The sequence below is a fragment of the Mesorhizobium sp. BR1-1-3 genome, from assembly GCF_020165455.1.
Classification (GTDB): Bacteria; Pseudomonadota; Alphaproteobacteria; order Rhizobiales; family Rhizobiaceae; genus Mesorhizobium; species Mesorhizobium ciceri.
The window spans coordinates 34,327-56,426 of sequence record NZ_JAIUIC010000018.1; the positions used below are offsets into that span (position 1 = coordinate 34,327).

Here is a 22,100-nt window from a genome sequence, read left to right on the forward strand (position 1 = left end):
TCTCCTTCGATACTTTTGCGGCCGAAGCCGGCTTCCGGGCGACGTATTCGCTCAAGTCCGAGGCTTGAGACTGTCGCGGCCACTGTCGACGTAAGGCGCCCAGAAATCCACCGACTCGCGGATCATCTCGATAACCTGATGGTCGACTGGTTCCCTCTCCCTGAAGGAAAGTTCAAGGCAAATTTCATTGTCGGTTCCACCACCCTGCCGAACCGCGTCCAGCAACTTCTGCGGCACTATGCGGCCATCCTTGTTGTAGGCGGCGGTAAACGGCCAATGGCCGCCCTTGTTCATGGAAGACTGCTTGATGTGGATGATCGGAGATTGCAATGGAAACGCTTTCGCCCAGGCGTAGGGGTCGGTGTCGGCAGGGTTGGGTGAGGTCACGTCGCCATGGTCGATATCGACCATCATCTTCATCGGTATGGGCAGCTTCGCTGCGTCGATGGCGCCTTGCAGCGTGACGCAGCTTTCGATCGTGTGGCCGAACTCGCGGCCGACCGACATCGGCTCCCAGAACAGGTATGTCAGCCCCGCCGCCCTGGCGTGTTCGGCAACCTCGCGCCAGCATTCGAGCGCGATATCGAGAAGTGCTGCCCGCCGTTGCGGATCGTCAAAGTCCTTGTAGGTGAAGATGGCGAACTGCGTGCCCATGCCTGGCGCGCCGAGTTCGGCGGAAATGTCGGCGAAGGTCTTGAACCAGTCGACATAGTAGCGCCGGACGTCGGCGTCCGGGTGGCCGAAATGGTTGAGCCGGCCATAAGGTCCGGTCATGCCGGAGGTGATCCTGACACCGGTCCGCGAAAGCGCGCTGTTGAACAGGCGCAGGAATTTGGCAATCGTGGCCGCCGGCCAGCCCGGATTGACGAATTCATGCGTCAACTGCACGTCGCGAATGCCGATGCCATAAGCAATCGCGTCGATCAAATCGTCTGGATCGGCGAAGCGATTGACCAGAGGATTGGTGTTGAGGGAAAGCGTGAAGGCCATCAGTCCGCCGTCGCCATGATGTTACCGAACCAATCTTCGAATGCTTTCCGCTCGGCCGCATTGATATGCAGGCCATGCTTTGTGCGGCGTTCCAGTATATCGGCTGATGTGCCAGCCCATTCGGTCTCGACCAGGAACTTTGCCTCCCGTTCATACAGATCGGGACCGAAGCGTCGGCCGAGATCAGCCTCGCTTTGCGCGCCGGCGAGCAATTGCCTGGCGCGGGTGCCGTAGCTTCGAGCGTAGTGCTTCACCAACGACGGGCTGAGCCATGGAAATTCGACATGCAGATCGCTCAGAAACTGCTCGAAGTCCGCATTGGGCAGGTCGCCCCCCGGCAAGGGAATTTTGGCCGTCCAGGCTTTCTTCATCGTCGGAAAGAATGGCTGGATCTTTTCCAGCGCGTGTTCCGACAGCTTGCGGAAGGTGGTGATCTTGCCGCCGAACACCGAAAGCAGCGGTGCGTTGCCGTTGGAGGCGTCGAGTTCGAAAATATAGTCGCGCGTCACCGCGCTTGGATTGTCGGCATTGTCGTCATAGAGCGGACGCACACCGGAGAAGCTGTAGACCACGTCCTGTGGCGTCAGCTGCCGCTTGAAATAGCGATTGACCACCTTGATCAGGTAGTCGACTTCGCTGGCCTCGGCGACCACTTCCTCGGGCCTGCCTTCGTAGGGAATGTCGGTCGTGCCGATCAGCGCCAGATCGTTCTCGTACGGGTTGACGAAGATCACCCGCTTGTCGTTGTTCTGGATGAGATAGGCCTGCCGCCCCTCCCAGAATTTGGGCACGACGATATGGCTGCCTTTTACAAGCCGGACATTGCGCGTCGAATTCTGCCCGGCGACGCGGCTGACAATGTCGTTGACCCAGGGACCTGCTGCGTTGATCAGAGCGCGCGCGCGGACTTTCGTGACGGCGCCCGTGCGGCCATCCTGCATGTCGATCGACCACAGTCCGCCTTCACGGCGCGCCGCGACACAGGCGGTGCGCGTGAGCACTCTGGCGCCTCGCTGCCTTGCATCGAGCGCATTGAGCAGCACCAGGCGCGCATCGTCGACCCAGCAGTCGGAATATTCGAAACCGCGCTTGAATTCGTCCTTGATCGGCGCGCCTTCAGGCGAGGTCCTCAGGTTCAGCGTTCTTGTCCCAGGCAGCCGTTTGCGGCCGCCAAGGTGGTCGTAGAGAAACAGCCCGAGCCGGACCAGCCATGCCGGCCTATCCTGCGGGCTGTGCGGTAGAACGAAGCGCATCGGCCAGATGATGTGCGGCGCCGCCTCGAGCAGCACCTCGCGTTCGATCAGCGCTTCGCGAACCAGCCTGAATTCATAATATTCGAGGTAGCGCAGGCCGCCATGCACCAGCTTGCCGGAGCGCGAGCTGGTGCCTTGCGCGAGATCGTCTTTTTCGCACAGGATGACGGACAGGCCACGACCTGCAGCATCACGCGCTATGCCGGCTCCATTGACGCCGCCGCCGATCACGAAGAGATCGACGACATCTGTTGTATTGCTCAAGATATTGCTCCTGTGCGGTGCGCCATGCCCTTCCACACCGGCCGAAGCGCCTGGCGCGCCGCAACGAAGGAAGGGAAGAGCGCATCGTATGTTTGCGAAAGCGCCTCGTCATAGGCATCGCAGTCGCCGAGAAGCGGCGTCACCCATTCGGCGGCGCAGTCTTCCATGGAGCCGTAGACGCCGAGCCCGACCGCGGCCATCATCGCGGCACCCGCCGCGCCGGCTTCCTGGCGGCTGCTGGTGCGCACCTGCGCCCTTGTCGCCGCCGCGATGATGCGACGTAGAGACGGACTGCGCGCTGCGCCGCCCGACAGGCGGATCTCACTCGGCACGGCGCCCATCGCCTGGTAGCAATCGCGAGCGGCGAAGGCCAACCCCTCGAGCACGCCGCGTGCCAGATCGCCAAAGCCATGCTTGACCGAAAGGCCGATGAAGCCGGCGCGTGCGTCAGGGTCGACGAACGGCCCTCTTTCGCCGGCTAGCGATATGTAAGGCTGGTAGATCAGCGATCCCGGCTCCGATGCTTCCATCCAAGCGTCGAGGGCCTTCAGCAACTCGTCATGAGAAGGTTTGCCGCCAGCCGTGGCGAGCACGTCGCGCGCAAGGCCAAGCACCCAGTCTATGTTGAGCGTCGCCGCCATGTTGGATTGCAATTGTGCAAAGGCGCCCGGAATAGGCATGGCGATCGTGTAGCCGGAGCCATCTGCGTTCAGCACGACATCGTCGGGAGTGGCTGCGAAGCGCGTGTGTATGCCGGTCGAGCCGATGACCGTGCAGCCGACATTGCCCGAGGGATCATAGAGGCCGGCTCCGAGCGCCGTCATGACCATGTCGACGTAGCCCAGCACCACCGGCGTGCCTTCGAGCAGGCCGGTCTCCGCCGCCGCCGATCGCGACAGCGGATGATGGTCGGTGGTGCCTTCGAGCATGGGAGGCAACAGGCGGCGATGCGTCGTCAGATCCAGGATGTCGAGGGCTTCGTCGGAATAGGTGCGCGACCGAAAATCGCCGAAGGTGAAGGTTCCTTCGGAGGGATCGGTGGCGCGTTCGCCCGTCATCTTGAAGTAGAGCCAATCCTTGCAATGTAGTGCGGTGGCCGCCCGCTCCAGCATGTCGGGATGGTTCTTTTTCATGAAGGCAAGCTGGGCGCCTTGCTGGCAGGAATTCAGCCCCGTGCCGGTCAGTTCGAACCGCCTGCGATCCCGGGGATCGGCGCGCATCTCGTCCACCAAATGTCCGGCGCGGGCATCGAGCCACAGCCAGGCGCGCGAGACAGGCAAGCCGTCGCTATCGATCAGCCAGGTTCCGTCGCCTTGCCCGGTGATGGCCACCGCCGCGGTTCGTTGCGCGAGGTCGGGAATCTTGGCCGCGAGATCGCGAACGGTCCGCGCCATGTCGCGCCAGGTCTGGTCGAGGTCCTGCTCGGCGCCGCCGCCTTCCAGCGTGACGAAGCTATTGGGCACCGACGTCATGGCGAGCTGCCGCCCGGACAGATCGAAAGCGATCGATTTGATCACCGACGTTCCCGCGTCGATGCCGATCAGCAGGTCTTTCATGCCGCAAATTCCGATTGGTTGCGAAGGCAGTTCACGAGGGCAGTCATTTCGTAGAAGAGGCAGGGAGTGCCCGCAAGGACACCCCCTGTGCAGGTATTACTCAGACAGCACGAAGGGTGCGGTGTACTTGTCGACATTGTCCTTGGTGATGAGAAGGCAATCGAACAGCTGCTTCTCGGTCGCCGCACCGGTGGCACCCGTCTTGATAAACGAGTCCGCCTGCTGCACGGCCTTGGCCGAGAAGATGGCGACCGGCTGAAGCACGGTGTACTGCAGTTCACCGGACTTGATCGCCGCAACCGCGTCCGGGGAGCCGTCGAAGCCACCGACCTTGATGCCGGCGAGCTTGCCAGCTTCCTTCAGCGCCGCAACCGCGCCGAGAGCCATTTCATCATTGCCGCTGATCACGGCGATGATGTCGGGATTGGCTTGCAGCATGCTCTGCATCTTGTCGTGGCCCTGGGTACGATCCCAGTTGGCGACCTGCGAAGCAGCCTTTTCGAGATCCGGGTACTGGCTCAGCACAGTCGCGTAACCGTTCGAGCGCGTGGCGGCATTGTTGTCCGACGGGGCGCCGAGCAGTTCGACATATTTGCCCTTTTCACCGACGGCCTGCACCCACTGCTGGGCACCGAGAGCAGCGCCCTGCGCGTTGTTGGAAACGAGCTGCCCCTTGGCGAGGCCTTCCTGGTTGATCTCGGCATTGACAAGGAACACCGGGATGTTGGCTGCAATCGCCTTCTTCACCGCACCGACAGAGCCGTCGGCGTTGGCCGGATCGAGAATGATCGCCACCGACTTGTTGGTGATGGCGGTGTCGATCAAATTGCTTTCGGTATTGGTATCGCCCTTGTGGGCGCCGACATTGGCCGTATAGCCAAGCTTCTCGGCCTCGGCCTTGGCGACGTTGCCCTCGGTCAGCCAGTAGGGATTGGCCGGATCGTTGACGATGATCGAGATCAGGCCCGCGGCTGACGCGGCGGCCGTGAACCCAACGACCATCGCGGCCGCGAGCAGACTTTTCAGCATGGTTTTCATGTACATTCCTCCAATGATTACGCGTGTTGCTGCCAGTTCACCTGGCAGTCTTCCCTTGGGCAGGATTGGCCGGTTCGGCCTTCCCCCGTTTCTGAGAAGTCGGTTGGCCACCTGTCGCGCTTGGGAGCTTGCTGCGGCGGCGATACTGAACGGCATTGAGGAGCACGGCGAGCACGATGACCGCGCCGGTGAACACTGTCTGCCAGTAGGATGAGATGCCGATGATCACCAGACCGTCGGACAGGAAGCCGATGACGAAGGCCCCGAGCAGGGTTCCGCGGATGTTGCCGCGGCCGCCGGTCAGTGCCGCGCCGCCGATGACGACGGCCGCAATGGCCGTCAGTTCGTAGGTGGTGCCGGCGGTCGGTCCCGCCGATGTAAGCTGCGAGGACAGGATCAGGCCGGCAATGGCGGCGCAGATGCCCGACAGCACATAGACGGAAATCTGCACTGTCTTGACCGGAACGCCGGAGAGTTCGGCCGCGCGTTCATTGCCGCCCGAGGCGTAGAGCCAGCGCCCGAAAGCGGTTCGGTTCAAGACGATGCTGCCAATGAGCGCGATGACCACGAGAACCACGACGCCCGTCGGCACGCCGAACAAGCGGTTGAAGCCAAGCGCATCGAAGCCGGTGTTTCCGAGTTCTGGCTTGCCGCCGAGATTGTTGTAGGTCAGGCCGCTGGTCATCAGCAGCGCCAGGCCGCGCGCCATGTACATGACGCCGAGCGTGGCCACGAACGCCGGAACCTTGAAGCGCGCGATGAGCACGCCGTTGATCAGCCCGACGACGGCGCCCAGCATGCAGGCCAGCACCGCGACCACCCACACCGGCGGATAGAGAACGACGCCCAGCCAGCTCAGCGTCACCCCTTGCATCAAGAAGCCGGCAACGACGCCGGCCAAGCCCAGCGTCGACCCCACCGACAGATCGATGCCGCCATTGAGGATGACAAGCAGCATGCCGATCGCGAGGATTCCGAAGATGGCGACATGCGAGGCCATGGTCAGGAAATTCGCCACCGAGAGGTAGTAGGGCGACAGGATCGAAAAGACGACGATGATGACGATCAGGGCAAAGAAAGCGCGGCCCTCGAGCAGCAGCTTGGCTAGATCGAAGCCTTCGCTCGCGCTTGGACTGGACTGTTTTCTGGCCTGGCTGACATCGGTCATGGTGTGGGCTCCGAAATTCCTGGTGATCAGGCGACCACGGCTTCGCCCGAGGCGGCCATGATCTGCTCTTTGGTGGCATTGGCGCCGAATTCGGCTGAAATCCTGCCGCGGCGCATGACGACGATGCGGTGGGCAATGCTGAGGCATTCGTTGACCTCAGAGGTCGAGAAGACGACGGCAAGGCCCTGCGCAGCGCGTTCGCTCAGCAAGCGGAAGACTTCGGCCTTGGCGCCGACATCGATGCCGCGGCTCGGCTCGTCGAGAAGGATAACCTTGGGATTGGTCGTCAGCATCTTGCCGATGACGACCTTCTGCTGATTGCCGCCCGACAGCGATCCGATCATGGCGTTGCCGCCAGCGGTCTTGACGGTCACCTTGCGGATCGAGTCTTCGACCAGCTCTCGCTCTCTGGAACGAGACAGAAACAGGCCCCTGGCGAACGCTTCGATGCTGGCGAGCGAAAGATTACGACCGACGGTCATCGTCTGCACCAGTCCGTCGCGCTGCCGGTCCTCGGGGACCAGCACAAGCCCTCTGGAGATACGCTGGGCAATGCTCAGCCCCGAGACGTCCTCGCCTTCCAGCAGCGCCCGCCCGCCCGCCATCGGCACTCGTCCGGCGACGGCCTCCAGCAATTCCGTGCGTCCGGCACCCATCAGCCCGTAGATGCAGACGATCTCGCCTGCTCGCACGTCCAGCGACAGGTGATCGACGACGGAATAGCCTGAGCCCGAAGTGTCGACGACGCTGACATCCTCGATCGACAGGGCGACTTCGCCGAATTCATGGCCGGTCGGCGGCGAGCCGAGATCGAAATTCTCACCGACCATGTTGCGCACGATCCATTCGAGATCGATATCCCGGGCTTCGGCCGTCGCGGTAATCGCGCCATCGCGCAGGACAACGGCATAGTCGGTGATCTGCAGCGCCTCTTCGAGGTGATGCGATATGTAGACGATGGAAACGCCGCGGCTGGTCAGATCGCGGATCACCTTGAACAGAACTTCCACCTCGGTTGCGCTGAGCGCGGAGGTCGGCTCGTCCATGATGAGGATGCGCGAATCGACCGACAGTGCCCGGGCGATCTCGACGATCTGCTGTTGGCCGAGGCGCAAATCCTCGACCAGGGTCATCGGATCGATGTCCTCTTCGAGATCAGCCATCAGGGCGCGCGCCTGGCGTTGCTCCTCGGCGAAGTCGAGGCCGGTCCTGGTGCGCAGTTCGCGGCCCATGAAGATGTTGTCGCGAACGCTGAGGTTGGGCGCCAGGCTGAGTTCCTGGTGGATGATCGAGATGCCGCGATCGCGCGCGTCCGAGGATGAGGAAAAGCTGACGAGATTGCCATCGAGCACGATGTCGCCGGATGTCGGCGTGACCACGCCGGAGAGGATCTTCATCAGCGTCGACTTGCCGGCGCCATTCTCTCCGAACAGCGTGGTGACCTTGCCGCGATGGATGTCGAAATTGACGCCCTTGAGCGCATGGACGCCGCCATACGACATGACGATGTTGCGCGCCGAAAGCACGGCGTCGCCAGTCGCGGGTCCGGTGTCGGCAGCCGGTTTCATTTGACGTCCAGCCTCACGGGGGTGACGAGCCAGCTCTTCGGGTTGACCAGCTTGAATGCGCCGACCACAGATATGGTCTTGCCGGTCAAGGTGCTCGTATCGACCTTGGCCAGGACTTCCTTCTTCATCTCATTGTTCAGCGCCGAACCGGCGTCCTGGTACTCGATCTGGTTGGTGAACTGGCCGAATGTGATCTTGCCCGTGGCGTCACGCAGTTCCGTCCCGTTGATTGCCGGCCCCGTCTGCACGCGGATCATCAACGTATCTGGCACGCCGTCGACGGCGACCTTGTAGATGCCAGATTTTCCTTCGCCGACGACGCCGGTGAACTTGACTGAAATGACCGGTCCGACGCCCGCAGGCACACCGTATTCCTTTTCCGCCGTTGCCCTGTCCTTGGCAATCGCCGTCGCCACCGTCACCGCGTCGGCGGCACGTGCCTCGACATCGGCCTGCACCTTGGGAAATTCCGACTTGCCGTAGTCAGCGGCGGAAAACACGGCGCTGCGAACGTCGCCTGCCGACCCTATCCTGACCACCTTGGTATCGAGCGCCATGGCGCCGAGCAGGACGACAACCGCGGCGCCGGCAAGTGCCCGACGCAGGGCGGGCGAGGCAGGCCTGGTCGATGCGGTGGCGGCTTTCGCGCTCATGACGCAACCGCCAGCAAGGCTGATCCGCGCTTGTCACGCATTTGGCGATCCTCCGTTCATATGGCGCTTCGCACCATTGGGTTTGTTCTGTTCGACAAGGGCACGAGCGGTGGATTCGTCGGTGATCAGGCCGCTCAGATAGCGGCTTTCGAGCACCGCTTTGATAGCGCGTATTTTCACTTTGCCGCCGGCGACGGCGACGATCCGGCGGCCCTTCAACTGGTCCCGCGGGAGTGCCAGGATTCTTTCCGACAGCGCCGTTTCCACTGGGCGTCCCTGGTCGTCGAAGAAGTGGGCGAGCAGCTCGCCGACGCCGCCATCGCGTTTGACCTCATCGATTTCGGAATGTTCGATCATGCCGGTGGCGACCAGCGAAGCTTCCCGCTCGGCGGTCCCTATGCCGACGAACATCAGGTCGGACCGGCTTGCGAGGTCGAAGACATCGCTGATGCCGCGCTGCCCAAGCAGCACCTCACGGTCCTCCGCGGTGTTGGCGACAAAAGGCACCGGCATCACATAGGCCTGCGCGCCGGTCCGCTCGGCCAGCCGATGCATGACGTCGTGCGGGTTGGCCGCGAACTTGCGCGTCACACCGCCAAGCAGCGAGACGAAACGGATATGGGCGGCGGCGGTGCGCGTCAGATACTCGACGCTTGCGGCAAGGGTACGGCCGTGGCCGACGCCGATCAGCATGTCCTCGCCGCGATCGATCTCCCGCTTCAGAAACTGAGCGCCGGCGATGCCAAGCGCCTTCAGCGGCAGCTCGTCCTGATCGAGATCCGGAACGACCTCGCAGTAATCGAGCCCGTAAGCATTGATCAGCTGCTGCTCGAGGTCGATGCATTCGCCGACGTCGCCGTCGATGATCACCCTGACCAGGCCATCCTGGGTGGCCCGCGTGATGAGCCGATGCGCCTTGAGGCTGGTCAGGCCGAGCCGCTTGGCCACCTGGGCCTGCGTCAGACCCCCGGCATAGTGAAGCCAGGCCGCGCGGGTGGCAAGGCTGGACTCATGATCGCGGTTAGCGGTTCCGCCGGATTTCAAGCCATCTCCTCCCTGAGATGATATTATTATCTTTGTGTGCAAAAATTTTCACATCCCTGCATCGCTGTCAATCCCCCGCCGGATTTGGCGCATGCACATGCGGGCAATTCACAGGTCTCGCCCTTCCCGAAACACCGGTCTGCCGGCATTCGGCGGGCAACATCGGCCTATTAGGAGGTGAGCATGTTACTCGATCATACGGTGATGTTAATTTAACGTCAATCTATGTTACCTCACGCCTAAGCCAGCAGAATTGCATGGCCATCGGCTATCCAGATTTTCTTCTAACTAGCTGTTTTTCAGGGATAATATCTAATATCGGCAAAATCCCAATCTGCCTGTGAGTTGGGCGATTTGCGGATGCGACGCATCCATGGGCAAACCGACCGGATTGCCTATGGAAGAGCATCGGTGACGGACTGATCAACCCAGCCGCATCAGGTTCCGGTCCTCGAGTTCCACAATTGCGGCCTCGACTTCCCTTGCAAGGCGCCCGGCGCTCCAGCCCAGCGCCTGTCCGGCAATCGCCGCAATCGCCTGCAGGTCGCGGCCTGTCAGGGAGCCTGATATCGCCAAGGTGCTGCGGCGCATGACAATATCGGCCAGATGTTCGACGAACTCGTTGCGGACGATGTAGTCGATTTCCGATTTGCTGTAGCTTTCTGAATCCGGCAGCCGACCCTCATCGCCCGACCCATGCGTGGCGATCTGCGTGGCTCTGGTGCCGTATCGCGACAGCAGGGCATCGAGACGCCGTTCCTCAGCGCCCGTCTTCGAGCGAGCCAGAGCCAGCCAACCTGCTCGCGCTGCGGCATTGGTCGGGAAATCCCTGCCGCCGCCGATCGGCATGGCTTGCGTCGTCACCTTGCGGCTGCGCTGCAGGCGACCGAGCACGGTGTCGGCGACTTCCTCGGCGAAACCGCGAAAGGTCGTCCACTTGCCGCCGACCAGCGAGATGACCGCGAAAGGTCTGTTCCGATCCGGCTCGGTGACCGGCGCGGAGTGGTCACGGCTGATCAGCCCGGGCAGCGATGCATCGGAGGCCGGCAGCGGCCTGATGCCGCTATAGGCATAGACGATCTGGTCGCGCTCGAACGCCATTCCCGGCAGCAGAGTCCGCACGCTGTCGAGCAGGTACTCGACTTCGTCGGGCTCGCAGCGCACCGCGTCGGGATTGTCGGCCTTGATGTCGGTGGAGCCGACCAGCGCCAGGCCGAGATAATCGTAGATGAGGCAGATGCGGCCGTCATCGGCTTCGAAATAGAGCATGCGCCCGGCCAGGCTTTTGACCAGTTCGTCATGCTTGAGCAGGACGTGCGAGCCCTTGGTGCCGCCGATCATCTTCGACGGCGCGCCAAGCAATTCGTTGACATCGTCGATCCACGGACCGGCGGCGTTGACCACCAGCTTCGGCCGCACCGAAAAGGCCGCGCCGTTTTCCGGCTGGAAGGTCAGTACCCCATCGGCGGACTTGACCAGCGCCGTATAGTTCGCGCTGGCCGAGGCCGCATTTGCTTGCCGCCCATCGAGGATCAGTTCAAGCACGAGCCTTTCGGGGTGGCTTATCTTGGCGTCGTAGTAGGTGCCGGTGGCGACGATCGAAGGATTGAGCGCCGGCATCCCGCTGAGCGCCTGGCGCCGCCCGACCATGCGGTGGCGCGGCATGACCTGGTTTCGCGAGCCGTAGAAATCATAGATCATCAGGCCGATCTTGATCAGGATGGCACCGCGGCTGCGCGGTGCGCTGGTCGAGCCGAACAGCGTCCGCAGCGCCGCCAGCATGCCCTTGCTCCAGGAAAAGATCGGAATCACGGTCGGCAGCGGGCTGACATAGTGCGGCGCGTTCTTCAAAAGCAGATTGCGTTCAAGTGTCGACTGTGCGACCAGCCCGAACTCGCCGGTTTCGAGATATTTCAGGCCACCGTGAATAAGCCGCGATGGCGCGGCACTGGTGCCCGAGCCGAAATCCGCCTTGTCGACGATCAGGCAGCTGACGCCTTGCGCGCACAGGTCGCGAAACAGCCCTGCCCCGTTGATGCCGGCGCCAAGGATGACGACGTCTACCTCCCCGGTTCCGGCCATGGCGGCCAAACGCCCGGCTGGATTTTCCGTAAATTTTGCTTCGCTTGAGCTCATGACGCTTTCGTCTTGACGATGCGCAGCTTCACGCCGGCCCGTTCGAGGGCTTGCGCCCGCGCATCGCCCAGGCCTTCGGTCGCCAGCACGACATCGAAGTTGGTCAGATCGTCGAAGACATGCAGCGCGATCCTGTCGAACTTGGCGTGGTCGATCAGAAGGATACGCTTGACCGATGCGGCCATCATCGCCTGCTTGACCCGCACGACATTGGGATCCTGGATGAAGGCCGTGGTTCCGGTGATGGCCGAAGCCGAACAGATCAGCACATTGGCGCGCAGCTGCGCCACGGCGTTCTCGCAGACGATACCGATATAGGCGTTGTAGGTGCCGTGGTACTGGCCGCCGAGACAGATGAAGTCGAGTTCGTCGACATTGATCAGCAGTGATGCCGTCGCTACGGAGTTGGTGATGACGGTCAGCGGCTTGACGTCGAGCAGCAGTGCCGCGACGGCGTTTGCCGTCGAGGAATCGTCCAGCATCACCACCTGGCCGGCTTCGACATAATCGAGTGCTGCCCGCGCCAGCGCATCCTTCTCGGCCCGGTTGACCGTCACACGGTAGCGGAAGGCGCTTTCGTAGAGGCCGGAAGGCTGAACCGTCACCGCACCGTGCAGCTTGCGCAGCACGCCCTGCTGCGCCAGCCGGTCGATATGCCGGTGGACGGTCATGCGCGACACGCCGAAATGCTCGACCAGATCGTCGATGCGCACCTGGCCGAGCTTGATCACATAGTCGGCGATCTCTTCGCGTCGTTCGTCGGCCTTGATCATGCGGTTCCCCCAGTGTCTGGCCGGCCCAGCTTCTCGATGTCGGGCCAATGCGGTTCGAGCGCACCGGCTATGCGGCCATAGAGGGAAAAGCGCTCGTTGAACACAGCACTCGAGGCTTGGTCAGGCTCGTATTGGCGGGCCGTCATCCCGACCTGCCTGGCGCCCTGTTGCGGCGTCGCGAAGATGCCAACCGCCGCCCCCGCGCAAAGGGCAGCGCCAAAGGCCGCGGCCTCGTCGGTCGAGGTGACGATGACCGGGGCGTTCAGCACGTCGGCAAACATCTGAACGAAGGCCGGATTACGCGAACCGCCGCCGGTCAGGCGGATCTCGCTGATGGCAAAGCCGTCGCGCAAGGCTTCGACATGATTGCGATGATTGAAGGCAATGCCCTCCAGAACCGCCTTGAGTATATCGCCGCGATTATGCCAGCCGTGCAGGCCGACAAAGCTGCCGCTGGCGACATCGCCAAAAGGGGAGCCGAATAGATAGGGGTGAAACAGGATGGTCGAGGGCTTCTTCAGCGCCGCGTCGATCTCTGCTGCCAGAAGCTCGTGGATCGAGCCACCATCGACTGATGCCTTTTCCTGCTCCGAGCGGCAGAACGTGTCGAGAAACCAGTCGTAGTTCGCGGTCGACGCCGGCGAGATCGCCATGTTGTTCCAGCGGCCTGCGTCGATGGCGTTGCGACAGAGCCAACGCGGGTCGACGCGTGGTTGCGAAGAGACGACTTCGTTGATGGAATAGGTTCCGGCGACGATGGCGAGCACGCCCTCCTCATGGCCGCCCATGCCAAGTGCGGAGGCAGTCACGTCATGCAGTCCGCACGCGACCGGTGTTCCCTTGGCAAGGCCGGTCATTTCGGCTGCCTCGGCGGTGACATGGCCGACGATCGCGGCGGAGTGCGCCATCGGCGGTAGCGCGTCGAAAACATCGTCCAATCCGAAGATTCGCATCGCTTCCGGCGCGAAGGCTTGCGTGCGGAAATCCGTGAATGAGGTGCTGGCCTCGGTACGGTCGGTGCCGATCGTGCCGGTCAGGCAAAAGCGCAGCCAGTCCTTGCAGGCCAGTACATGCCCGATACGCCCATAGCGGGCCGGTTCGTGCTCCCTGATCCAGGCGAGCAGCGCCGACGGCGCCGAGACGTGGGGCGCCTGGCCTGTTCGCGCTAGCGCCTCTTCGAAGACCCGGTCCGCCGACCATCGCTCGACAATCTTGCCGGCGCGGCTATCGAGCGACAGGATTCCAGGCCCCAGCGGCCGACGATCCTTGTCGAGCAAATAGAGACCGTCGCCATGCGCGGTTGCCGCCACCGCCCTGATGTCGTCCGCCGGGCGGCCACATAGCGCGATCGCCTCCTTGATTGCGTCGGCGGTCGCTTGCCAGAGGCCGGCCATGTCGCGCTCCACCCAGCGCGCATGGGGCATCGATTGCGGAACCCGCCGACGCGCCACCGACAACTGCGTGCCATCGGCATCGAAGATCACCGCCTTGGTGACCGTGAGACCATTATCGATTCCGAGCAAACTGGGCATGGGCGCCGCCGTTTTCAGCAACTGGTGAAGGGCGCTGCAAGGCAATCCTGCAGGTTGGGATAAGGATGACGGACATGACGACAATCAACGAGCAACGGTGATACCAAAGCGCCGCATCCGATGCGGCAAACAGACCATAATAGCCTGTTAAATTAACGTCAACATGTGATATATTTTGTAGAAATGTCTGACGTACGCTGAGACAAAAATTACCATCCACTCGTACCGCATCCGGATGCGGGACGAAGTTCCGGCCTTGCCGGCCCGATCATCCCCTGCTGCGAAATCGCCGCCTCAGGGCGCATGACCTGACCAGCTTTCCCTGGGTGGCTCCCCTGCCCGGCTCTCCGCTGATGTCGGACCTGCAGATGATCCTGATGAGCATCGGCATGTCGGACCTGAACATCCGCTATTCGGGAGGCTCGCTGATGAGCGTGATCAACTTCCTTGCCGAAACCGATGCGTTGGCCGTGCTGCCATTCTCCGTAGTCTTCGCGCAGCGCAAGGAGAGCCGGGTTACGGTGCTGCCCTATGAAATCCCGCAGCCCAGCCGCTCACTCGGTATCCTTCGCCGGGTCAGCGGACCACGCTCACCGGCGGCAGAGCGCTTCGCCGGCCACGTCACGACCGCCTTCGAAAACCTGAAGCACATCATCAAACGGCATGAGAATGCCGTTGTCTGGGGACGGTAAACCAGCCTCGCTATTCGAATGATGCGGTAGCGTCACACAACGCGCATGTTTCCTCCAGCCGGAGGCGCTTCATCCCCGCGTCGCCGGTTAGGCTCGACGGCCGCCCGCCCCCAAAAGCCGTCGGGCCGCCAGAAATCCCGATATCCTATTGGTCACGCCCTCCTCCACCTCGCCATCACTGCGTAAACGCTTTGGACATCTGATCCGCAAAGGGTTTCAACAGATAAGACCAGACATTGCGTTCGTCGGTGCGGATATGAACCTCGGCGGGCATACCTGGCCTCAGCACCTTCGCTTCGGTCAGGCAGCTCGATTTGCTTTCAACCTTGATACGCGCCGAAAAATAGGAAAGCTGACGTTGCGGGTCTTTAATCAGATCTGCCGAGATGTGTTTCACTGACCCTTGGCAGACCGGAGTGGTTCCCACGTCGAACGCCGGAAAACGGATCGACACCGGCTGCCCAGGCCGGACATCGTCGACCCGCGACGGAGGGATCAGCGCGTCCACCACAAGATCGTCGGTATCAGGTACGATGGTCATAAGCATCTCGCCAGGCGCGATAACGCCGCCGACGGTATGGACAGCCGATTCCTGTATCGTTCCGGACTGTGGCGCGCGGATCGTTGTCTTGGTCAGTTCATCCTGCGCCACAATCCTCCGTTCGTTGAGTTCGGTCTGCTTGGCTTCCGTCTCGCGGAGTTCGGTCGTCACGTCGGTGCGCCTTTGGTCATCCAGCTGCAGCATCTGCAACCCCGTTTCGCTGATGCGCGCCTGGGCTTCAGCTACTGCTGCAGCGAGGCGCCCCGATTCTCCCCTGGCCCGGGTGGCATCCAACTTGATGTTGCTTACCCTCTCCTTGGAGACGAGTTTTTTGGCGTAGAGGGAATCAACGTCGGCGAAATCCTTGCTCAGCAGAGCAACCGATTCATCCACCGCGCTCTGTTGCGCTTTAAGACCGTCGATCTGACGTTCAAGTTGCTGGGATTGGCTTCTCAGCTGTGCCTTCTGTCCAGCCAAAGCCGAAGAGCGCGTTTCAAAGAGAGCGCGTTCGCCGTTGACGAGCGCAGCCAGCTCCGCTTGGTTCATTCGCGCTTTCAGGCCGACCGGCAGCTGCATTTCCGCCAAGCCCGTGCGCTCGGCCTCCAGCCGGGCGAGGCGAACGGTCGCGCGATCGAGATCCTCGCTGATGATTTGCAGGTTCGCGCGTGTCAGCGTGTCATCCAGCCTGACCAGCACGTCGCCGGCTCGTACATGATCTCCATCCTGCGCGAAGATCCCGCCCACTGTGCCTCCGGTTTGATGCTGGACCTTCTTGACGTTGCTTTCTACCACCACGGTGGCCGGTGCAACCACGGCGCCGGCGATCTTGGTCAATCCCAGCCACAGGCCGCCGCCGAGGACCAGCAGACCTGTAATCACCAAGCCGAATATCAGGTTGGCCCGAATACCGTCCGGCAGATCTGGCGAGCTCACGGCAGGCTGTTTGCTGCCACGAAGGGTCCGGGCATAGGACGAAAAGGTGACGAATGTTTCAAGCAGAGCCTCATGCATGCCCGGCAACCCCCGGTATCGGCGCCAAAGAAGATGGCCGAGGTGAAACAGGCGGTGAAGGTCGGAGCACGTTCGCCAAGACCTCCTCGCGCGAGCCAAAGGCATGAACCGTCCCGTTCGACATAACCAGCACCTGATCGATGTTGGCGAGTGCCGAGGGACGATGCGCAACGACAATGACGATGCCCCCGCGCTGACGCACTGCCCGTATGGCGCCGGCCAGGGCAGCGTCCCCATCCACGTCGAGGTTCGAGTTCGGTTCGTCGAGCACGACAAGGAACGGCTCGCCATAAAGTGCTCGGGCGAGACCCACGAGTTGCCTCTGCCCTGCCGACAGGGCCGCCCCCCCCTCCCCGATGCGGGTCTGAAATCCCTGAGGGAGTTGCATGATCATCTTCTCGACGCCGGCGGCTCTTGCCGCCGCAAGGACGCCTTTTGGATCCGTCTTGCCTCGGAACCTCGAAATGTTGTCTGCTACCGTGCCGTCAAACAACTCCACATCCTGCGGCATGTAGCCGATATGGGCGCCGAGATGTTCCGAGTTCCATTGATCGAGAGAGGCGCCGTCCAATCTCACCGAGCCATGGAGCGGCTTCCACACCCCGACCAACGAACGGGCCAGCGTCGTCTTGCCGGAGCCGCTCGGGCCGACGACGGCCATTCCAGCCCCCCTCGACAGGTGGAAACTTACATTTACAACGGTCGGTCTTGTCAGGCCGGGCGGCGCGACTGTCAGTTGCTCGACGGCAAATCGTGCCTGTGGACGAGGCAATTCCATCGGATCGTCCTGACTGCCAAATGCAGCCATGACAGCTGCCAGCTCGCTATAGCTGCGCCGGGTCGATAGAAAACCTCTCCAGTTTGCAATCGCCGCGTCAACTGGGGCCAAGGCCCGGCCGAGCAATATGGAAGATGCGATAATCACCCCAGGAGAAGCTTCACCGCCGATGACCAGGTAGGCACCGAGCCCCAGAACGCCGGATTGCAGACCCATGCGAAGCGCCTTCGAGAAGGAACTGGCGCCACCGACGACATCCGAGAGGCGCTCCTGCTGACCAAGATATGCGCGGCTGACGTCGCTCCAGCGTCGAGCCAGTCGACCAGAAAGCCCCATTGCATGAACAACCTCGGCGTTGCGCCGGGCGGAGTCGGCAAGCGCCCGTTGCGACGACAAGTCTTCGGAGGCGCGCGCGGCCGGACCACGGCTAAAGACTTCCGCAACCGCCGTCAGGAGGACCACGGCGATCGCGCCGACGGTTGCCAACAAGCCGAGCAAAGGATGGAGCAAATAAATGATCACCAGATAAAAAGGGATCCACGGAGCGTCGAAGATGACCGTCGGTCCCGTTCCGGAAAGAAAGCCGCGCAGTCGGTCAAGATCGTGCAAAGGCTGCAGACGGCCCGCATCACGTCCTGCCTTGAGCGGCAAGGACAGGGAGATGGAGAACACCTTTTCCTGCAAATTTCTATAGAGAAGACTGCCGATGCGGACCAGCACGCGAAGCCGCACGAAATCCAGGAGCCCGTAGACCGCATACAAGCCCAGCATGCCGATCGTGAACCCCACCAGGGTGGGAACGCTCTGCGACGGCAGAACGCGATCGTAGATCTGCAACATATAAACCGAACCGGTCAGGGCGAGAATGTTTATCACTGCCGAAAACAGCGCCACGCCAAGCAGCCCAGGCATGCAGGCGAGAATGGCGGAACGCAGCTCGGGAGAACCGGCCCCCGATGTTTTCATGACCAGCGGTCGTTCGCGCGACACTGCCGCGCCGTTACTTCCGTAAATTGTGATGGCTCAAACCTTTCTTGGTGCGCATAGCAGCCGCTATCCGTCGCCCCCCCTTATTACGCTCTGCTTACATACGTCGACTTTGAGGAAAATGCAGCGGATTCGTGGCGCAGGACCAACGAAACGCGACCCGCAGCGTGCACAGGCTGGGGATAACTCCCCCAAAAAACGGCAATTCACGCTAGTAACGCAGTCCAGAATGGAACACGCAAAAGGGGCTTATGTCCTTGCTTCCACACACTTTCAAAGACGCCACGGTCGTTGACACAAAATACCTGATGCGGAGCAACAACTTAGATCAATCAAACCTTTTGTCGTTCTGTATTCTGTATTTGATCTCGCCCCGATACACCAATCACCCGAGCAGACCATCAGTCTCCCAGACTTCCAGAGGCGGCAAATTGACGACCGTCAGGCCGGCACGCCGGATCGTCATTCAAACGGAGGAGGACGGTGATCGAGCCTGACGTATTGTGGTTTAACGCATGCGCAGGGATGGCGACTGGAGGGCTCGTTCACCTCGGGGCGCTGGCCGACGGGTTCGACCGGCCCCATCTGTGACGGCTGCCAACCTGCCCAAGGAGGCGGATCGCGCCTTCGCCATCGTCGTTATCAGAGCGGACGCCGCGTTAGCCGGTGCGTTATCCGCGTAGTGGGGTGTTGCGTGGAAAAGAAGTATCGGAAATTAAGAAGAGCTGTCTGGGAAACGATATATAGGGTCAGCTTGATAACCCCGAATTTCTACGTTCTGAACTACCCCATAGCAGCAGCGGGATTCTTTAACGGGAACAATAGGTTCCCAAGACGGGTTTCCAGTCAATCGGCTACGATAAATGATTTTATATTTGACAGAATGATACGAAATAGATGGGGATACCTGGAGAAGATTTGCGTTGATAAGCATTATGCTAAATACATAGCTAGTGGAATTGCAGGCCTTAAAATCCCAAAGACGATCTCTGTATTCAAGATAGATAGAAATACGACGGCAGATGACATTTTACTTTGGATCCAGCCTTTCCTCGGACGTCATTTCGTGATGAAGCCGACCCATTCCTCTGGAAAAATTATATTCCTCGACAAACCGCTCAATAGGAAAACTCTAGAGGAATTCTTAAATTTCTCTAAGAAATCGTACTTTAATATTGGACGAGAGACACAATATTATAAAATGGAAAAGAAATTAATTGTCGAAGACAACATTTCTACTGTCGGCGAATTAAGTGACTACAAATTCTTTTGCGTTCGCGGCAAGGCAATTTATCTTCAGGTCGACGTCGGTAGATTTGTTGATCATAAAAGGGCTGTCTTTTCTCTTCCGGATTTTAAACAGATTGATGTCATGTATGGTTATGACCTACCAGAAAACGTAGAAAGGCCGGAAAATCTCGAAAAAATGATCGAGATCGCGGAAACGATATCTAGGGATGTTGAGTTTGTCAGGGTCGATTTGTACAGCATTAATGGTGACATATATTTTGGAGAGATGACTTTTTCTCCATGCGCTGGATCGGATCATATTTCAAACGAGAGTTGGGCCATCGATTTTTTAAATAGGATCAAAGCAGAAAGCGCTCCTAAAGCAGCGATAGGTGGCCGCTTCACGCCGCAAGCGGCACGATCTTTCGACCATCAAGTTGGCGGGTGAGCCGCGAGGGCGTCAGCGCAAGCCTCGGTTCATGTGCCGAGGCACCCCAATTGGCTTTCCCCTAGTTGGGGATAACCCGGTCGGGAAAGGCGGATATTTCCCAATCACGCGGCTCAACAATGAGCCGGATGAGAGGGGCTTATGTTGTTGTTGCGGCACTGTTTTAAAAGACTTCGGTTGACCGAAGAGGAACATCTCCTGCTGTGCAGCAATCCTGTCGGCGATCAAAGATTCTATCCAGCGGGTGTCGTATTTGATTTGGGCCTAATATGCGCCGTCAACTAAGCAGACGTGGGGCATAACCGAATCAACCAAAGGATTTTTGGATGACACTCCACTACGCGTCCGGTGGATCAGCCGCCGAGATCGCAACCGCCGGATTCAATCTGGCTGATGTTCAGTACGTTTCGCAAGTCAATGCCTTGCCGGATGGCATGAAAGGCTTGGTTTATCTCGGTGAGCACGACGGAGTAACTTCGTCTTTCATTGATAAAGTCACTCCCTTCATAGGTAATCCAAATGTGTTCGGGTTTTACCTTAGCGACGAGCCTGATCCGACAGGCAAGTGGGGCAGCTACGCAACCGCCGCAAATCTAAAGGCGGAATCCGACTGGATTCATTCTCATGTTCCCGGCGCCAAGACCTTCATCACGATGATGAACTTGGGCACCGATGGCTCCCCGAGCTACATGAACCCGAACGACCCGGCCCACGCCGCTTACAATCCGGCGAATACGGGCATCGATTTCTACGGTATCGGCTATTACCCCATCAACAACACTTCGGCTCCCGACTACACCCATATCGACAAGATGGTTGCGGCTGCCGGTGAAGCAGGCATCCCGATTGACAAGATCGTCCCGCTTTACCAGGCGTTCGGTGGTGGCAACTGGGAAACCAGCGCTGGCGGCAAGTTTGTCATGCCCACCGCTGCCCAGGAGCAGGCCATGATTGATCGTTGGGCCGCACTGGTTCCGTCGCCGGCCTTTGACTATACCTATAAATGGGGAACGCAGAATGGCGACACCGCGCTTGAAAGCGCCTCGGAACTGAAAGCCTTTTTCCTCCAGCACAATCTCGAGGGCACCCATGCCCCGGTCTCGCCCCCGGTTAGCGATCCTGTCACGCCCCCGGTCAGTGATCCGGTCGGCACACCGACGCCTCCTACTCACGTCGGCACGCCTGCTCCCACCGCGCCGGCCCCGTCGGGCAGCGATCATGTCTTCCATGGCACGCGCGGCGCAGACGTTTTCCACGCAACCGGGGGCAAAGACAAATATCTCGTCAACAATGCTCATGACAAGGTCATGGAAGCGCCAAACGGGGGCTTCGACAAGGTCGCGGCCTCGGTGAGTTACGCTCTTACGGCGGGATCACATGTCGAGCAGCTCTCCACCGCCAATTCGGGTGGCAGGGCGTCCATCAACCTGACCGGCAACGAATTCGGTCAAGCCATCTATGGAAATGGCGGTGCCAACAAGATCAATGGCGGCGGTGGCGCCGACAAGATGACCGGCTATGGCGGCAATGACACCTATTACGTCGACAATGCCCACGACAAGGTGGTGGAGCAGAGAGGAAGCGGCCTCGACAAGGTTCTTGCCTCGGTGAGCTTCGCTCTTTCGGCTGGCTCGCACATCGAGCAACTCGCAACCACCAAGACGTCCGGCAAGGCCGCCATCAATCTGACCGGCAACGAATTCGGACAGACCATTCACGGCAATGCCGGTAACAACAAGATCGACGGTGGCGGCGGGGCCGATACGTTGACCGGGCACGGGGGCAGAGATGCCTTCGTGTTCAGTACCGCCCTTGGTTCTGGAAACGTCGACACGATCACTGATTTCAACAAAGCCCAGGACAAGATCCACCTCGACCATTCCATCTTTGCCGGTCTCGATCAGGGGGGCCTCTCGTCGGACGCTTTCTTTGCCGGCAAAGCGGCGCATGACAGTTCCGATCACATTATCTACAACAGTTCGACCGGAGCTCTTTCTTTCGACAGCGACGGCGTCGGAGGCGCAAACCAGATCCATTTCGCGAGCCTCTCTCCGCATCTGTCGATTACCGCATCGTCTTTCCTGGTCACCTGACGCTCCAGCGACGAATGCCTTAAAAGGTCGGCGAGGTCTTGGGGCCTCGCCGACAGTCGTTTGGGCCGAGCGTCCGAACTTCGCGCCCATCAGCGAGCCGCGGAGCTCAGGTTCGCCACGCCTTACTCCAGCCACTCATCGTGCCCACTTCAGGCAATGCCGTGGGGGCGTCCCGGTGAGACTGCGTCGGCAAGACAGGAGGGACATTAGCGCTCCCCCACCGCGAGGGAATCTCGCCTCACTGGTCCTACCCCTTTCCAAACATCATGGTGTCATTCAAACGGACGAGGACAGGAACCCGGCCTCCCCATAGCGTGCACTCGGGCGGGATGCGCTCATAGGTGA

The 22,100-nt window shown here is 60.6% G+C and carries 16 protein-coding genes; 3 read left to right on the forward strand and 13 right to left on the reverse strand.

Annotated features, from left to right (window positions below; all coding sequences use genetic code 11):
- Positions 1–51: 51 nt before the first annotated feature.
- The 11 genes from LB559_RS29755 to LB559_RS29805 form a co-directional block, all read right to left on the reverse strand.
- A complete protein-coding gene (locus tag LB559_RS29755; protein WP_013533069.1) occupies positions 52–990 on the reverse strand; it encodes a sugar phosphate isomerase/epimerase family protein in 939 nt (312 codons plus the stop codon).
- Positions 990–2,507: a glycerol-3-phosphate dehydrogenase gene (locus LB559_RS29760; protein ID WP_024502448.1), complete on the reverse strand. Its 1,518-nt coding sequence runs from the start codon at positions 2,505–2,507 to the stop codon at positions 990–992. Before LB559_RS29760 ends, LB559_RS29755 begins: the two co-directional genes overlap by 1 nt.
- Entirely contained in the window at positions 2,504–4,063 is a 1,560-nt protein-coding gene (locus tag LB559_RS29765; RefSeq protein ID WP_224675637.1) for an FGGY-family carbohydrate kinase, read from the reverse strand. The genes LB559_RS29760 and LB559_RS29765 overlap by 4 nt, the downstream gene beginning before the upstream one ends.
- Before the next feature lie 96 nt (positions 4,064–4,159).
- Positions 4,160–5,101, reverse strand: coding sequence for a D-ribose ABC transporter substrate-binding protein (locus LB559_RS29770; RefSeq protein WP_013533072.1), 942 nt, complete (start codon positions 5,099–5,101; stop codon positions 4,160–4,162).
- A 37-nt stretch (positions 5,102–5,138) separates the two neighbouring features.
- Positions 5,139–6,269, reverse strand: coding sequence for an ABC transporter permease (locus LB559_RS29775; RefSeq protein ID WP_013533073.1), 1,131 nt, complete (start codon positions 6,267–6,269; stop codon positions 5,139–5,141).
- A 26-nt stretch (positions 6,270–6,295) separates the two neighbouring features.
- Complete coding sequence (locus tag LB559_RS29780) at positions 6,296–7,837, reverse strand: sugar ABC transporter ATP-binding protein (protein ID WP_013533074.1); 1,542 nt, start codon at positions 7,835–7,837, stop codon at positions 6,296–6,298.
- Positions 7,834–8,490, reverse strand: coding sequence for a DUF2291 family protein (locus LB559_RS29785; RefSeq protein WP_024502445.1), 657 nt, complete (start codon positions 8,488–8,490; stop codon positions 7,834–7,836). The genes LB559_RS29780 and LB559_RS29785 overlap by 4 nt, the downstream gene beginning before the upstream one ends.
- A 33-nt stretch (positions 8,491–8,523) precedes the next feature.
- Positions 8,524–9,534, reverse strand: a complete 1,011-nt coding sequence (locus tag LB559_RS29790; RefSeq protein ID WP_027163951.1) for a sugar-binding transcriptional regulator — start codon at positions 9,532–9,534, stop codon at positions 8,524–8,526.
- A gap of 423 nt (positions 9,535–9,957) precedes the next feature.
- Positions 9,958–11,670, reverse strand: coding sequence for a glycerol-3-phosphate dehydrogenase/oxidase (locus LB559_RS29795; RefSeq protein ID WP_224675638.1), 1,713 nt, complete (start codon positions 11,668–11,670; stop codon positions 9,958–9,960).
- Positions 11,667–12,443, reverse strand: a complete 777-nt coding sequence (locus LB559_RS29800) for a DeoR/GlpR family DNA-binding transcription regulator (protein WP_224675639.1) — start codon at positions 12,441–12,443, stop codon at positions 11,667–11,669. The genes LB559_RS29795 and LB559_RS29800 overlap by 4 nt, the downstream gene beginning before the upstream one ends.
- Complete coding sequence (locus LB559_RS29805) at positions 12,440–13,975, reverse strand: FGGY-family carbohydrate kinase (protein ID WP_224675640.1); 1,536 nt, start codon at positions 13,973–13,975, stop codon at positions 12,440–12,442. The genes LB559_RS29800 and LB559_RS29805 overlap by 4 nt, the downstream gene beginning before the upstream one ends.
- 197 nt (positions 13,976–14,172) lie before the next feature.
- Here LB559_RS29805 and LB559_RS29810 point away from each other — a divergent pair, with 197 nt between their 5' ends.
- Positions 14,173–14,667 (forward strand): LysR substrate-binding domain-containing protein, encoded by a 495-nt coding sequence (locus LB559_RS29810; protein WP_224675674.1) that lies wholly within the window; start codon positions 14,173–14,175, stop codon positions 14,665–14,667.
- Between the two features lie 175 nt (positions 14,668–14,842).
- On the opposite strand, the gene LB559_RS29815 is transcribed toward LB559_RS29810, so the two are convergent.
- Both LB559_RS29815 and LB559_RS29820 read right to left on the reverse strand, forming a co-directional pair.
- Positions 14,843–16,219 (reverse strand): HlyD family type I secretion periplasmic adaptor subunit, encoded by a 1,377-nt coding sequence (locus tag LB559_RS29815; RefSeq protein ID WP_224675641.1) that lies wholly within the window; start codon positions 16,217–16,219, stop codon positions 14,843–14,845.
- Positions 16,212–17,963, reverse strand: coding sequence for a type I secretion system permease/ATPase (locus tag LB559_RS29820; protein WP_024502439.1), 1,752 nt, complete (start codon positions 17,961–17,963; stop codon positions 16,212–16,214). The genes LB559_RS29815 and LB559_RS29820 overlap by 8 nt, the downstream gene beginning before the upstream one ends.
- A 715-nt stretch (positions 17,964–18,678) precedes the next feature.
- Here LB559_RS29820 and LB559_RS29825 point away from each other — a divergent pair.
- Complete coding sequence (locus LB559_RS29825) at positions 18,679–19,662, forward strand: ATP-grasp fold amidoligase family protein (RefSeq protein ID WP_224675642.1); 984 nt, start codon at positions 18,679–18,681, stop codon at positions 19,660–19,662.
- 326 nt (positions 19,663–19,988) lie between these two features.
- Positions 19,989–21,755, forward strand: a complete 1,767-nt coding sequence (locus LB559_RS29830) for a calcium-binding protein (protein WP_224675643.1) — start codon at positions 19,989–19,991, stop codon at positions 21,753–21,755.
- Positions 21,756–22,100: the final 345 nt, after the last annotated feature.

Coding starts and splice junctions, on each gene's coding strand:
- LB559_RS29755 (WP_013533069.1), bottom strand. CDS start 990: ATGGCCTTCACGCTTTCCCTCAACACCAATCCTCTGGTCAATCGCTTC.
- LB559_RS29765 (WP_224675637.1), bottom strand. CDS start 4,063: ATGAAAGACCTGCTGATCGGCATCGACGCGGGAACGTCGGTGATCAAA.
- LB559_RS29770 (WP_013533072.1), bottom strand. CDS start 5,101: ATGAAAACCATGCTGAAAAGTCTGCTCGCGGCCGCGATGGTCGTTGGG.
- LB559_RS29775 (WP_013533073.1), bottom strand. CDS start 6,269: ATGACCGATGTCAGCCAGGCCAGAAAACAGTCCAGTCCAAGCGCGAGC.
- LB559_RS29780 (WP_013533074.1), bottom strand. CDS start 7,837: ATGAAACCGGCTGCCGACACCGGACCCGCGACTGGCGACGCCGTGCTT.
- LB559_RS29785 (WP_024502445.1), bottom strand. CDS start 8,490: ATGAGCGCGAAAGCCGCCACCGCATCGACCAGGCCTGCCTCGCCCGCC.
- LB559_RS29795 (WP_224675638.1), bottom strand. CDS start 11,670: ATGAGCTCAAGCGAAGCAAAATTTACGGAAAATCCAGCCGGGCGTTTG.
- LB559_RS29800 (WP_224675639.1), bottom strand. CDS start 12,443: ATGATCAAGGCCGACGAACGACGCGAAGAGATCGCCGACTATGTGATC.
- LB559_RS29805 (WP_224675640.1), bottom strand. CDS start 13,975: ATGCCCAGTTTGCTCGGAATCGATAATGGTCTCACGGTCACCAAGGCG.
- LB559_RS29815 (WP_224675641.1), bottom strand. CDS start 16,219: ATGCATGAGGCTCTGCTTGAAACATTCGTCACCTTTTCGTCCTATGCC.
- LB559_RS29820 (WP_024502439.1), bottom strand. CDS start 17,963: ATGAAAACATCGGGGGCCGGTTCTCCCGAGCTGCGTTCCGCCATTCTC.
- LB559_RS29830 (WP_224675643.1), top strand. CDS start 19,989: ATGACACTCCACTACGCGTCCGGTGGATCAGCCGCCGAGATCGCAACC.